The organism is Sphingobium sp. CR2-8, from assembly GCF_035818615.1.
Classification (GTDB): domain Bacteria; phylum Pseudomonadota; class Alphaproteobacteria; order Sphingomonadales; family Sphingomonadaceae; genus Sphingobium.
In genome coordinates, this window is record NZ_JAYKZY010000002.1 from 1,611,411 (window position 1) to 1,624,379 (window position 12,969).

Genomic DNA, 12,969 nt, shown 5'->3' on the forward strand with positions numbered 1-12,969 from the left:
TCCGACCTGCGATGACTGATTTTCGCGACCCGTTCGACGCCATCAAGGATCACCCTTTCGACGATGCGCTGTCGCAGCGCTATCTCGTCTATGCGCTTTCGACCATCACGGCGCGATCGTTGCCGGACCTGCGCGATGGCCTGAAACCGGTCCATCGCCGCCTGCTCTGGGCCATGCGATTGCTGCGGATGGAGCCGGGCGGCGCTAACCCCGACGTGCTGGTCGCCAATCCTGCGCGCAACACCACCAGCTACAAGAAATGCGCGCGGGTCGTGGGCGACGTCATCGGCAAATATCACCCCCATGGCGATTCTTCCGTCTATGACGCCATGGTGCGCCTGGCGCAGGACTTCTCGCTGCGCACGCCCTTGGTCGATGGACAAGGCAATTTCGGCAATATCGACGGCGATAACGCCGCTGCGATGCGCTACACCGAAGCGCGCCTGACCCAGGCCGCCGCCGACCTGATGGCGGGCCTGGACGAAGGTACGGTCGATTTTCGCCCGACCTATAATGGTGAGGATGAGGAGCCGGAAGTGTTCCCCGGCCTCTTCCCCAATCTGCTCGCCAATGGCGCGACCGGTATCGCGGTGGGCATGGCGACCAGCATCCCGCCGCATAACGTCTCTGAGCTGATCGACGCGGCCGGTTTGCTGATCGAAGATCCGGACACCGATCATGGGGCCCTGATGCAGGTGGTGCAGGGGCCGGACTTCCCGACCGGCGGCGTCCTGGTGGACACGCCGTCGATCATCTCCGAAGCCTATGCCACGGGGCGCGGCGCCTTCCGCACCCGCGCGCGCTGGCACAAGGAAGAGGGCGGGCGTGGCACCTGGATCGCCGTCGTCACCCAGATCCCCTATCAGGTGCAGAAGTCCAAGCTGATCGAACAGATCGCGGCGCTCATCAATGACCGCAAGCTGCCGATCCTGGCGGATGTCCGGGACGAGAGCGACACCGAAATCCGCATCGTCATCGAACCGCGCGCCCGCACCGTCGATCCGCAGATGCTGATGGACAGCCTGTTCCGGCTGACCGACCTGGAAAACCGTTTTCCGCTGAATCTCAACGTCCTCGACGCCAGCCGCACCCCCCGTGTGCTGGGCCTGCGTCCGCTGCTGATCGAATGGCTCAAGCACCAGATCGACGTACTGGTCCGCCGCGCCCAGCATCGGCTGGACAAGATCGCCGCGCGGCTCGAACTGCTCGACGGCTATATCATCGCCTATCTCAATCTCGACCGGGTGATCGAAATCATCCGTACGGAAGATGAGCCGAAGCCGCTCATGATGGCGGAATTCGGGCTCAACGACCGCCAGGTTGAGGCGATCCTCAACATGCGGCTGCGTTCGCTCCGCAAGCTTGAAGAGATGGAACTGCGCGGCGAGCATGCCGAACTCGTCAAGGAAAAGGACGAACTGGAGAAGCTGGTCGAAAGCCCGGCACGCCAACGCACGCGCCTGAAGAAGGATCTGGCCGCCCTGCGCAAGCGCTATGGGCCGGAAACGGATCTCGGCCGCCGTCGTACGTTAGTGGAGGAAGCCGCACCGGCGCGTGAGATTCCGTTGGAAGCCATGATCGAGCGCGAGCCGATCACCGTCATCCTGTCCGAACGCGGCTGGATCAGGGCCATGAGCGGCCATCGCGATCTGGCCGCCGCCGACACGCTCAAGTTCAAGGAAGGCGACGCTCCACATTATGCCTTCCACGCCTACACGACGGACAAGCTGTTGATGGCGACCTCGACCGGCCGCATCTATACGCTGGCGTCGGATAAGCTGCCGGGCGGGCGTGGTTTCGGCGATCCTGTGCGGTCGCTGGTCGACATGGATAATGAGGGCGCGATCGTTGCCTTCATGCCCGCGCGGATCGGATCGGAGCTGCTGCTGGCCTCATCCGACGGACGGGGTTTCCTCGCGGCGACGGCAGACCTGATGGCCGAAACACGCAAGGGCAAGCAGGTGGTTAACGTGCGGGCCGGCGCGAAGCTGAGCGTCATCCGCCCGATCCCGGCCGAAGCAGACAGCATCGCCGTGATCGGGGAAAACCGCAAACTGTTGGTATTCGCCCTTACGGAAATGCCGAAGATGACGCGCGGGCAGGGGGTGCAGATGCAGCGCTATCGCGATGGCGGCCTGTCCGATGCGATCGCCTTCCGCCTGTCCGATGGCCTTAGTTGGACCATGGGCGGCGAGTTGGGACGCACCCGCACCGAAAGCGACATGATGCCATGGAAAGTCGCGCGCGGCGCGGCCGGACGGATGCCGCCGACCGGCTTTCCACGCGACAATCGCTTCTGATTGCAGGCATTTCGCCTTTGATCTAAAAATCCCGCGGCGGCGATTAACGTTTCCGGAAAATTTACTCCTTCTGGTTACAGCGGGTGTATGGAACCAACATCGGTGCGCAATTTGCCGGTCTTACTGGACTGCGACACCCCCTCGACCGGGGGCGATGGCGCGCATAGTCACCCAGCCATTAGCTTGGCCGACTGGCTGGCCGCGCTTCCGCAACTTGCGGCGATATTATCCTATGAAAATAACGATATAAATCTCGTTCTTGGCAACGCGAATTATATATCGACCTTCCAGATGCCGGCGGAACGCGACAAATCCTCGTCCAAGGTCATGATCGAATGGCGCGATCGCGTCCTGGATCTTATCCAGTCCGGTCGCGATTCGGATAGTTTCGAACTACGGCGTGAAGGCAAATTGGGGCCGGAATATTTCATGTGCACCCTCGGCCGCCTGCCTGCGGAGGAGGGGCGCGGGGCCTATTATCTGATCACTGCAACGGACCGCACCGGCGATCGGACGATCGAGAAGAATCTGCGGCGCGAACTGCTGTCGGACGGGCTGACCGCGCTCCCCAATCGCACCGGTTTTGGTGAGGAGATTGACGATCGTCTGGCCAATTCGATCTGGGCGGACAATGCCCAGTTCGGCATCATCGCGATCGACCTTAGCCGTTTCAGCCGCGTCAATGAATCGCTCGGACCGATGGCGGGCGACGAATTGCTGATCACCGTAGCCAAACGGCTGAAATCCAGCTTGCGACAGGGTGACGTTCTCGCCCGCATCGGCGGCAATGACTTCGCAATATTTGCGCGCCTTAACAATGGTTTGTCAGACGCTCTTCATATCGTCCAACGGATCAAAGAATTGCTCAGTTCGCCGATCCGGTTGAGCGATCTGCAGATCCGCGTCGATTGCGCGATCGGCTGCGCGCTGTCGTTGAACCTGGACGACGATCCCGACGACATCGTTCGCAAGGCGCAGGCGGCGGTCAAGATCGCCAAGCGCAGCGGCAAGGTCGAAATCTATCGCAACGGCGTTCTCAAGGAAGCGCAGCGGCGATTTTCGATCGAGAGCCGGTTACGCGACGCCCTCGCCCAGGGGGGCCTGACGCTGGCCTTCCAGCCGCTCATTCACCTCCAGACCGGCGAGATCACCGGGTTCGAGGCGCTTGCCCGCTGGAATGATGAGGAACTCGGCCATGTGCCGCCGGTCGAGTTCATCGCGGTAGCGGAGGAAAGCGGCCTCATCACCCCGCTCGGTCGTTGGGCCGCCTATGAAGCGGCGCAGGCACTGTCGCGCTGGGACGCGAAGTTCGGCCAACCATTGCCTGTGGGTGTCAACGTCAACCTCTCGCCCATTCAGATGGCGCGCGACGACGTGGCCTCGATGTTCGAGGAGGCACTGCGCTATTCCGGGATAGCGGGCAACCGCCTCACCGCAGAACTTACCGAAAGCGCGATCGTGGCGGATCCTGACAAGGCGAGAAAGCTGCTCGTCGCGCTCAAGGAATTGCGGATGCCGATCGCCATGGACGATTTCGGCACTGGCTTTTCCAACCTCGCCAGCCTGCACAGCCTGCCGATCGACATATTGAAGATCGACCGCAGCTTCGTGTCTTCGATGCTGGAGGATCATGACAAGGCGGTCATCGTCCGCACCATCCTGTCACTCGCCGAATCGCTGAACCTCAAGGTCACGGCCGAAGGGATAGAGACGCAGGCGCTGGCCCATGCCCTGCAGCAGATGGGCTGCTGGCAGGGGCAGGGCTATTATTTCGCCAAGCCCATGGGCGAAGCCGACGCCTTCGACTATTGGCGCGCGCGCTGGAATTTCGAAACGATCTGATCGGCGATCGCCGCGACACGATCGGCGTCCGGAAAATCCTCTGCCACCCAATGGCGTTGCACCTCGTGCAAGGCCTTGGCGACATCCGGGCCGGGGGCAAGGCCACGCGCGATCAGCGCACCGCCACTGATCGGCAATATCGGCAAGGTCCAGTTTTCCAGGCGTGACAGAACCGACACAGGTTGCTCGCTATCCAGCAACAGCCGGTCGATCGCCCCTTCCAATCCTACCCGATAGGCCAATGTGCGCGGTTTCTCCGCCGCGTTGGGTTCCAAGGCGGCGACCAGCCGTTTGCGCGCCTTGTTCGACAGTTTCAACCGAGCGCCCACGCTATCGGCCATTGCCGGATCGGCGGGCAGCAGCGCCGCCAGCCGCCGCAGCGCCGACCCTGCGATTCCGGCCTCTGCCTCCCGCGCGATCAAACGGTCGACTCGCGCCACGCCCGCCGCATCCACCTCGGGAAGCACCGGACGCAATATGCCACCGTCGACCATCAGGCGCAGCGCATGAACCGGTGCGGCCACGCCCAGCAATTTCAACAGTTCATCGGCGATCCGCTCCCGCGACAGCGCCATCAGGTTGTTGGCGGCGGCAACGCAGGCCTTATAGGCGCAACTGTCCAGTTCGTTGTCGCCATAGCGCGCCAGGAACCGAAAATAGCGCAATATCCGTAAGTGATCCTCGGCTATCCTGGCCGATGCGTCACCGATGAACCGCAACCGCCGCGCGTCCAGATCAGCGAGGCCTCCGAAATAGTCGCTGATCGCGCCCGTCAGCGGATCGGCATAAAGCGCATTGATCGTGAAGTCGCGCCTGGCGGCGTCTTCCCGCCAGTCATCGGTATAGGCGATGGTGGCGCGACGCCCATCAGTGCTCACGTCGCGGCGCAGCGTGGTGATCTCCACCGGCCCGTCGGGCAGTACGGCCGTGATCGTCCCATGCGCGATCCCCGTCGGCACCGCCTTGATCCCGGCCGTCTTCAGCCGATCGACCACCGTCTGCGGGTCGAGCGTCGTGGCGATATCGAGATCGTTGACTGGCAGGCCCAGCAGCCCGTCCCGCACCGCACCGCCGACCAAGCGCGCCTTGCCCTTCGCCGCATTCAGTGCGTCCAGCAGGGTATCGAGGCCGGGACGGTGCCGCCAATCGGCATCAGGCAGCAAGACGGTCATGGCCCAACCTTCGGGACAGATTGGTCAATATGGCGGCGGTGATGCCCCAGATCCGGCGACCTTCCCACATAATTTCGTAATAGTGGCGCATCGCACCCGCAAACTCGATTTCCCGCCGCATCCGGTTGGCCGGGTCCAGCGCATAGGCCAATGGCAGTTCGAACCACTCCGCCACCTCGCTCTCTTGCGCATGCAGTGGCAGGTCCGGGGGGATTACGCCCAGCACCGGCACGATGTCGAAACCGGTGAAGGTATGATAGCGGTCGGACGTGCCGATCACATCGACCTGAGCCGGGGGCAGGGCGATCTCCTCCTGCGCTTCCCGCAGCGCCCCGGCAATCTCGTCGGCATCGCCGTCATCGACCCGGCCGCCGGGGAAGGCGATCTGGCCCGCATGTTTGCGCAGGGCAGACGAACGCTGCGTCAGGATCAGGCCCGGTTCGGGCCGGTCGGTAATCGCCACCAGCACGGCGGCTGGCGCCAGCGTAATATCGCCGCTGATACGCGGGTCGCGCATGTCCGACAGCAGGATGTCGTCGCGCCGATGCCCATCCTCCAGCGCGGCGCGCAACCGCTGCGCCAGCGTCATGCCATGCCATCCAGCGGAAAAAATGCCCCGTCACTCCACAGGCCGACACGGTCGCCGCCTTCGTCCAGCGCCAGGTTCATCAATTCATAATAGACGCTGCGCCCGACCAGCGCCTCCATGCCGCCGCGCACATGCAGATAGGGATGCGGTCCATCGGGCGTTTCGCGCAGGGTCAGTCCATGATCAGGCCCGGCGGTAACGATATCGCCGCTATTGAGGCGGAAGGCGAGGGTGCGGTCGCGCGCCTCGCCCTCGCTCTTCAACTCCACCGCGACGAAGGGGGCGTCCTCCACCTCTATGCTCAGCTTTTCGACCGGCGTCACCAGCACGTGACTGCCGTCCGCCTCGCGCCGCAGGATCGAGGAAAAGAGGCGGACCATCGTTTCCCGGCCGATCGGCGATCCCTGGTGGAACCAGGTGCCATCACGCGCGATTCGCATCTCGCTATCGCCGCAATGGTCGGGATTCCATTTCTCGACCGGCGGCAGGCGCTTTTCAGCAGCCAGTCGCGCGATATCGGCGAGCGAAAGGGTGGACAGGTCTGGCAAAGGCTCCATCGGCATGGGGCGGAGATAGGGGCCTCTCGCCCGAAGGCAAAGGCCTAATCAGGCCGCGACCGCAATTCTGGGGCCAAGCATCCCGCTTCCGCCGACCGGACGGCCATCGACCGACAAAGCCAGCAGGCGGCGCTGCTCGAATGGGCCGGGCGCGCTCCAGCCTGCGGTGCCATCGGCGGCAAAGCCCCAGAAGCGGCCATAATATTCCGGGTCGCCGATCATCATCAGCGCTTCGCTGCGCTGGGCGCGGGCGGCGGCGACCACCGCATCCATCATCGCCCGGCCATGGCCGCCAAATTGGTGCGTCGGCGCGACCGCGACCGGGCCGACCATGATGAGTGGCATCTGGCCGCCATCCGCATCGTTCAGCGCCACCGGCCAGCTTTGCAGCGATCCGATCAAGGCCCCGTCGGCGTCCAGAGTGGCGAACGACAAAGCGGGCAGCCATGGCATGCCTGCGCGGATGCGATAGGCGGTGCGTCCATGCCGGTCCGTACCGAACGCCGCGTCGAGCAAACGCTCTATCGCTGCATCGGGCTGGCTGTTGAGAGGCACAATGTCTGACACGTCTTGCCGATCTGCCGTCAATGGCGCATGGGGCAGCGCCGGAAGCGGGGGCTTTAGCGCCCGCTTCGCAAAATGAAAGACTAAATAGGCCTATCCGCACGGCAGCGACGCGCAGGGCGGGGGCCATATGTTGGCGGACTATGCAGACTGGATTTGACGATTTTCTGACGCTGGAGGTCAATGACCTGCATGTCGACGTGCTGACCGGCATCTATTCGGAGGAGACGCATCTCCCCCAGCCGCTGCGCATATCCATCCGCGCACGCCTGCGAATCGCGGATCATTATGAGCCGGACACCGCGCTCACCCAGTCCAAAAACTATATGGACCTGAAGCACGCCGCCTCTACCGCCCTGCCAGAGGGCGTGCATTTCACCCTGATCGAAGCGGTGGCCGACCATGTCATCGACACCATCTTCCTTCAGGACGACAAGGTCAGCCATGTCGAAGTCAAGATCGTGAAGCTGGCGCTCAGCGAACGCGGCGAGGAAATCGGCATCACCCTGGGTCGCGGCCGGCGATAACCACAGCTCGTTTCGAGCGAAGTCGAGAAACCTGTCTCCACTCCGCCCGAACCAGCCTTATACCAGGTCGCCTTGATAGGAACGTTCCCCGGCGTAGGCCGGGGTCCAGTTCTGAGCGCGGGACTGGACCCCGGCCTACGCCGGGGAACTGCCTTATGCGCCAGCATCATCGCATTCTACTATTACCCCTTCTTGATCAACCCGATCTCGATCAGACGCTCGGTCAGATAGTCATGTGCGCTGATCGCCGGATCGCGCCGGGGATTGTCATCCGACACGCATTGCGGCAGCGCGTCGATCATGAAGTCGGGCCGCAGATGCAGGAAGAAGGGCATGGAATAGCGCGAATGGCCGCGCCGTTCCGGTGGCGGATTGACCACGCGATGGCTGGTCGACGGCAGGAGATGGTTGGTCAGCCGCTGCAGCATGTCGCCAACATTGATCGCCAGCGCGCCGGGCGGCGGCACCACGGGCAGCCAATTGCCGTTCCGGTCCTTCAAATCCAGCCCGCCTTCCTCCGCGCCCAACAACAGGGTGATGAGGTTGATGTCCTCATGCGCGCCCGCCCGAATGCCCGGCGCCTGCGGCGACACCGGCGGATAATGGAGCAGCCGCAGGATCGAATTGCCGTTCTCGATCGGGCCGTCGAACCAGCGTTCGGGCAGACCCAGATACAGTGCGATCGCCGACAGCAGTTCCGCGCCCACGCGATCGAACTCGGCATAGAGTTTGGCGAACAGCGGCTCGAATTCCGGCATTTCCTGCGGCCACATATTGGGCGGCATGGTTTCCGCCAGCGGATCGCCCTCCGGCAGGTCGCGGCCGACATGCCAGAATTCCTTGAGGTCATTCTCGCTCGCGCCCTTGGCGATTTCCGTGCCGAAGGCGGTATAGCCGCGCTGGCCGCCATTCACCCTGGCGTTATAGCGCTGCTTCACCTCTTCGGGCAGCGCGAAAAACTGACGGGCAAGCGCCCAGCCGTCTTCGACCAGAGCTTGGTCCATGCCATGGTCCTTCACCATGGCAAAGCCGAACCGTTGAAAGGATTGACCGAAAGCCTCGGCGAAATCCGCCTTGCTCATTTCCGCCATGGACAGGACAGGCACCTGATCCAGCACCGCTTGCGACACGTCTTATCTCCAATTGTTCGTCGTCTGGGGTGCAGCCCCTATGGGACCGCCCGCACATGACGCCATCCTTGATCGCGCCGGAGCGCTGTTGCAAGAAGGCAAAATGAACTATTGGCTGATGAAATCGGAACCGGACGTCTTTTCCTATGACGATCTCGTCAAAAAGGGGAAGGCCGAATGGGACGGCGTTCGCAACCACGCGGCGCAAGGCCATATGAAGGCGATGCGCAAGGGCGACCGGGCCTTTTTCTATCATAGCAATATCGGTCTGGAGGCGGTCGGGATCATGACGATCGTGGAGGAAGCCGCATCAGATAGCACCGACGACAGCGGCAAATGGATCGCCGTGCATGTCGCGCCCCATGAAAAACTTGCAAGACCTGTGTCGCTCAAGACGATGAAGGCCGATCCGGCGCTGTCGGACATGGTAATGTTGCGCCAGTCGCGTCTGTCGGTAGCGCCACTTACCAAAGCGCAGTTCGACCATATCGTCGCCCTGTCGAAGGCTTGACCGACATCTTGGACGCCGGTTGCACATGATGCAACTGGCGCGCCGTCCTTTGCGATTGTCGCGGTGCCGCGCTGCAGCATAAAAGCGTCTTCAACAGAACAAGAATATAAGAGGTGTTTGATCGGCATTCACAAGGAGTTTACCCATGCGAATGCTGTCCAAGTTCATTGTTTCCGGCGCCCTGACCGCCGTCGTCGCCATAGCTGCCCCCGCTCAGGCCGAAGAAACCGGCAAGCAGCGCTTCACGCACGAAGGTTACACCTATGTGTATGAAGTCAAGGACACGAAGAGCGGCAAGGTCATTTCCGGCCGTCGCTTCCCGGACTCTGTCGCGTTCAACCTGGCCGTGAAGAACGGCAAGGTGTCGGGCGTATCGGGTGGCCAGCAGGTCGCCTTCAAGGTCGAAGACGCGCGCGGCGCCGCTTCGAACTAAGTCTCAAACGGCATTAAAGAAAGGGACGACATCCGACGGGATGCCGTCCCTTTCTTGTTGGACGATCGTGCGTAGCGCGTAGCGCTATGCCAGGAACCGACACGGCGCGATCACGCCATGCCGGTTCGATGCGTCAGCGGCAGGTGCGCTTGCTGTCGATCGCCTTGCCGAGCAGTGCACCACCGGCCGCACCCAGGATCGTACCCGTCGCGCGGTCGCCGCGCGTATCGATCGCACGACCCGCCAGCGCGCCACCGACGCCGCCGACGATCAGGCCGGTGGTGCCGTTCGACTTGCGGCAATAGGTGCGGCCGTCACGGCCACGCCATTCCTTGTAGCGATAGTTTTTACGGGCCTGGGCGCCGTCGGTCGGTACGGCCATGGACATGGGAACGGCCAACGAAACGGCGGCCAGGGCGAGCAGGGCTTTACGCATGAGTATCTCCTCCATCAGCGTGATTTGTCGCTTCAACCCCCTAACCTTGATCGAGGTTGCATGAACCTGCGGCAACGATCTAAGAGACTGTTTCCGAAGACATAAAATTTGAGGCGAACAGATGCGCGTGGACGACGGGCAGTATTCGCGGCGGCTGATCGATGCGCTGAACCTTGCGCCACACCCCGAAGGCGGCTGGTATCGGGAGACTTGGCGTGCGGCATCGTCGCCCGGGGAGCGTTCGGCCGGAACCGCGATCCTGTTCCTGCTTGAGGCGCATCAGCGATCGCACTGGCATTGCGTCGATGCGGACGAACATTGGTTCTGGCACGCAGGCGCGCCACTGGTCCTTTCGATCGCGACAGACCAATACCGGTCTGGATATCCATCCTGCGCTCAACCGCACGCTGGGCCGCATCTATCGCGCAGGGGGCGGTTTCAAATTCTGATATCTGCCCACGATCCTTTCTGCCCAACCTGTCCCGGTTCTGCACGGACGGGGACATCTTTTTTCGGCGTCTGCGGGTGTATCGTGATCCGACGGTCCCCAAAAAAGGACCCCGCTGATCCTGTGCCACCACGGCCTGGACGCAGGGAATGGAAACAAGACCAAGTGAATGGTGCCGGCTACAGGATTCGAACCCGTGGCCCCCTGATTACAAATCAGGTGCTCTACCAACTGAGCTAAGCCGGCGCACCCTTGCGGGTCGGACGCCCTTACTATCAGATCACGCCAAAGGTCCAGCCCTCTGTTTGCGCTATTTGTCGCGTCAGCGCCGGTGGCGTCCAAAGGTCCCGCCTTGATGCCGACCGGCGCATCCACGCGGCAGTCACGATTGCATCGGCGCCATGATCGTCGGGCATCGACCCGACATGCTGCTCCGATCCCAGAGTGACCAGCGCCACATTCAAAGCATCGGCGTCACGCATCTTGCTGCGTCCCTTGGGGCGTCCGGCGGCGCGGGCGGCGATGCTGGTATAGATTTCCACGACCAGTGAGCCCTCGTCAGGGGCAGGGTCGAAGGGCCAGATCGGCAGATACGGCCGCAGGTTATGAAGCAGGCGCATCCCGGCAAAGCTGGCCTTGGCGACCTGCGCCGCGCCGATCGCGTCGTACACAGTGGACGGCTTGCCGCCGCCGCCCCCATTATAATGCGCCTCGCACATGCGGTTGTGCATGAAGCTGGCTTTCACCCCGTCCGCCTTGCCGAAATAGAAATGGCGGCGATGCGACACTTCCAACAGGCTCGCCGCCCCCAGGTCCACGTCGTCGCAGATCGCATCGACATAGGCCCAGAAGGCGGGGCCATCCTGCGGCGCAGGATCGCCGGGCAGATAGTCGCCTCGCGTGACGAAAGGCGGCGCAAAGCTGAAATCGAAGCCGAACAGAGTGGGTGTCTGTTTCGCTGTCGCGATAACCCAGTCCGCAACAGCCTGCCGCGACCAGATGCCTCCAGGCGCCGCGATCAAGCACGGCACGGCGTCGCCGTCGTCGCACATCGCTACGGCTATGCCCTTGTGTCGCGCACCCTTCGCCCCCGACCAGTCGATCGCGGCAAACCGCGCGAAGCGGGGCGTCACGCGCCGCCGCGTTCCGCGCGCAGGCGATCCCAATGGGCGATCCGCTCGCCGATCCGCGCCTCGAACCCGCGATCGGTCGGCGTGTAGAAGGTCTGCGGTGTCATTTCGCCTGGCCAGTAATTCGCGCCGGAAAAACCCTCGGCCGCGTCATGATCATATTGATAGCCCTTGCCGTAACCGACCTGCTTCATCAGCTTGGTGGGGGCATTGACGATGTTCATCGGCGGCATCAGCGATCCGGTATCCCGCGCAGACTTGAAGGACGCTTTCATCGCGGCATAGCCCGCGTTGGATTTGGGCGCAGTGGCGCAATAGAGGCAGGCTTGCACGATCGCCAGTTCGCCCTCCGGCGATCCCAGGAAATCATAGGCGTCCTTTGCCGCAAGGCATTGCACCACCGCCTGTGGATCGGCCAGCCCGATATCTTCGGTTGCAAAACGCACTAACCTCCGCAGCACATAAAGCGGTTCTTCCCCTGCCGTCAGCATCCTTGCAAGATAATAGAGCGCCGCCTGCGGGTCCGATCCGCGCAGCGATTTATGCAGGGCGGAAATGAGGTTATAATGTCCCTCCCGATCCTTGTCATATACAGCGACGCGGCGGTGGAGCAGGGCGGATAGCCCCGCCGGATCGAGCGGCTCTGGCAGATCGATCGAATACAAGGTTTCGACCTGATTGAGCAGGAAGCGCCCGTCGCCATCGGCGCTCGCCACCAAAGCTTCGCGCGCGGCGGCGTCTATCGGCACCGGGCGGCCGGTCAGGGCTTCGGCGCGATCGAGCAACTGTTCCAGTGCAGCCGCGTCCAATCGCCGCAGAATCAGCACCTGCGCCCGTGACAACAGCGCCGCATTCAACTCGAAGCTGGGATTTTCGGTGGTGGCGCCGACCAATGTCACCGTGCCATCCTCGACGAAGGGGAGGAAGCCGTCCTGCTGCGCGCGATTGAACCGATGGATCTCGTCCACGAACAACAACGTCTTTTCGCCGCGCCGCGCATGCTCTTTCGCGGTTGCGAACAATTTTTTGAGGTCGGCCACGCCCGAGAATACGGCCGATATCGGTGCGAACCGCATGCCCACCGCATCGGCCAGCAGCCGCGCCGTCGTCGTCTTGCCGGTGCCGGGTGGCCCCCATAATATGATCGAAGACAGCCGCCCTGCCGCCACCATGCGGCCGATCGCGCCGTCCGGACCGGTCAGATGCTCCTGCCCCACAACATCGCCGAGCGTGCGCGGACGCAGCTTGTCCGCGAGCGGAGCAGTATCCGCCGCGCTATCGGCAGCGGGCAGGTCATCGGGAGCGAAGAGGTCGGCCATCGCACCCGATA

Annotated in this window: 13 protein-coding genes, 1 tRNA gene and 1 pseudogene; 6 read left to right on the forward strand and 9 right to left on the reverse strand. The window is 62.8% G+C overall.

The window, feature by feature from the left end; genetic code table 11:
• The first annotated feature begins 11 nt into the window (after positions 1–11).
• Positions 12–2,300, forward strand: coding sequence for a DNA topoisomerase IV subunit A (gene parC, locus U5A82_RS11815; RefSeq protein WP_326291063.1), 2,289 nt, complete (start codon positions 12–14; stop codon positions 2,298–2,300).
• A gap of 102 nt (positions 2,301–2,402) precedes the next feature.
• Positions 2,403–4,142: a putative bifunctional diguanylate cyclase/phosphodiesterase gene (locus U5A82_RS11820; protein WP_442802167.1), complete on the forward strand. Its 1,740-nt coding sequence runs from the start codon at positions 2,403–2,405 to the stop codon at positions 4,140–4,142.
• On the opposite strand, the gene U5A82_RS11825 is transcribed toward U5A82_RS11820, so the two are convergent.
• Genes U5A82_RS11825 through U5A82_RS11840 form a run of 4 tightly spaced genes read right to left on the reverse strand, consistent with a single transcriptional unit; the run spans position 4,106 to position 7,027 of the window.
• Entirely contained in the window at positions 4,106–5,314 is a 1,209-nt protein-coding gene (locus U5A82_RS11825) for a CCA tRNA nucleotidyltransferase (RefSeq protein WP_326291066.1), read from the reverse strand. The genes U5A82_RS11820 and U5A82_RS11825 overlap by 37 nt on opposite strands.
• Positions 5,295–5,903 (reverse strand): CoA pyrophosphatase, encoded by a 609-nt coding sequence (locus U5A82_RS11830; protein WP_326291068.1) that lies wholly within the window; start codon positions 5,901–5,903, stop codon positions 5,295–5,297. The genes U5A82_RS11825 and U5A82_RS11830 overlap by 20 nt, the downstream gene beginning before the upstream one ends.
• Positions 5,900–6,466: a DUF1285 domain-containing protein gene (locus U5A82_RS11835; RefSeq protein WP_326291069.1), complete on the reverse strand. Its 567-nt coding sequence runs from the start codon at positions 6,464–6,466 to the stop codon at positions 5,900–5,902. Before U5A82_RS11835 ends, U5A82_RS11830 begins: the two co-directional genes overlap by 4 nt.
• 42 nt (positions 6,467–6,508) lie before the next feature.
• A complete protein-coding gene (locus U5A82_RS11840) occupies positions 6,509–7,027 on the reverse strand; it encodes a GNAT family N-acetyltransferase (protein WP_326291070.1) in 519 nt (172 codons plus the stop codon).
• Between the two features lie 140 nt (positions 7,028–7,167).
• Here U5A82_RS11840 and U5A82_RS11845 point away from each other — a divergent pair, with 140 nt between their 5' ends.
• Positions 7,168–7,551, forward strand: coding sequence for a dihydroneopterin aldolase (locus U5A82_RS11845; RefSeq protein WP_326291072.1), 384 nt, complete (start codon positions 7,168–7,170; stop codon positions 7,549–7,551).
• A gap of 182 nt (positions 7,552–7,733) precedes the next feature.
• Here the strand turns inward: U5A82_RS11845 and U5A82_RS11850 are convergent, their stop codons facing one another.
• Positions 7,734–8,681 (reverse strand): isopenicillin N synthase family dioxygenase, encoded by a 948-nt coding sequence (locus tag U5A82_RS11850; RefSeq protein ID WP_326291074.1) that lies wholly within the window; start codon positions 8,679–8,681, stop codon positions 7,734–7,736.
• Between the two features lie 103 nt (positions 8,682–8,784).
• On the opposite strand from U5A82_RS11850, the gene U5A82_RS11855 reads away from it, so the two are divergent.
• Together U5A82_RS11855 and U5A82_RS11860 are read left to right on the forward strand one after the other, a co-directional pair.
• On the forward strand, positions 8,785–9,192 hold the full coding sequence (locus tag U5A82_RS11855) for an EVE domain-containing protein (protein ID WP_326291075.1): 408 nt from the start codon (positions 8,785–8,787) through the stop codon (positions 9,190–9,192).
• Positions 9,193–9,343: 151 nt separating this feature from the next.
• The gene (locus U5A82_RS11860) at positions 9,344–9,625 is read left to right on the forward strand and encodes a hypothetical protein (RefSeq protein WP_326292920.1); all 282 of its coding nucleotides are present in this window, start codon (positions 9,344–9,346) and stop codon (positions 9,623–9,625) included.
• A 133-nt stretch (positions 9,626–9,758) separates the two neighbouring features.
• Here the strand turns inward: U5A82_RS11860 and U5A82_RS11865 are convergent, their stop codons facing one another.
• A complete protein-coding gene (locus U5A82_RS11865) occupies positions 9,759–10,061 on the reverse strand; it encodes a glycine zipper 2TM domain-containing protein (RefSeq protein WP_326291077.1) in 303 nt (100 codons plus the stop codon).
• 121 nt (positions 10,062–10,182) lie between these two features.
• Between U5A82_RS11865 and U5A82_RS21725 the strand changes: the two are divergent.
• A pseudogene (locus tag U5A82_RS21725) lies at positions 10,183–10,470 on the forward strand (cupin domain-containing protein); the annotation flags it as partial.
• Positions 10,471–10,679: 209 nt separating this feature from the next.
• Here the strand turns inward: U5A82_RS21725 and U5A82_RS11875 are convergent.
• From U5A82_RS11875 to U5A82_RS11885, 3 genes are all read right to left on the reverse strand, one after another.
• Positions 10,680–10,755: transfer RNA gene (locus U5A82_RS11875), tRNA-Thr, on the reverse strand.
• A 29-nt stretch (positions 10,756–10,784) separates the two neighbouring features.
• Positions 10,785–11,642, reverse strand: a complete 858-nt coding sequence (locus U5A82_RS11880) for a hypothetical protein (protein WP_326291080.1) — start codon at positions 11,640–11,642, stop codon at positions 10,785–10,787.
• Positions 11,639–12,958 carry a replication-associated recombination protein A gene (locus tag U5A82_RS11885; RefSeq protein ID WP_326291081.1) on the reverse strand — a complete coding sequence of 440 codons (1,320 nt, stop codon included), beginning with the start codon at positions 12,956–12,958 and terminating at the stop codon, positions 11,639–11,641. The genes U5A82_RS11880 and U5A82_RS11885 overlap by 4 nt, the downstream gene beginning before the upstream one ends.
• Positions 12,959–12,969 lie beyond the last annotated feature (11 nt).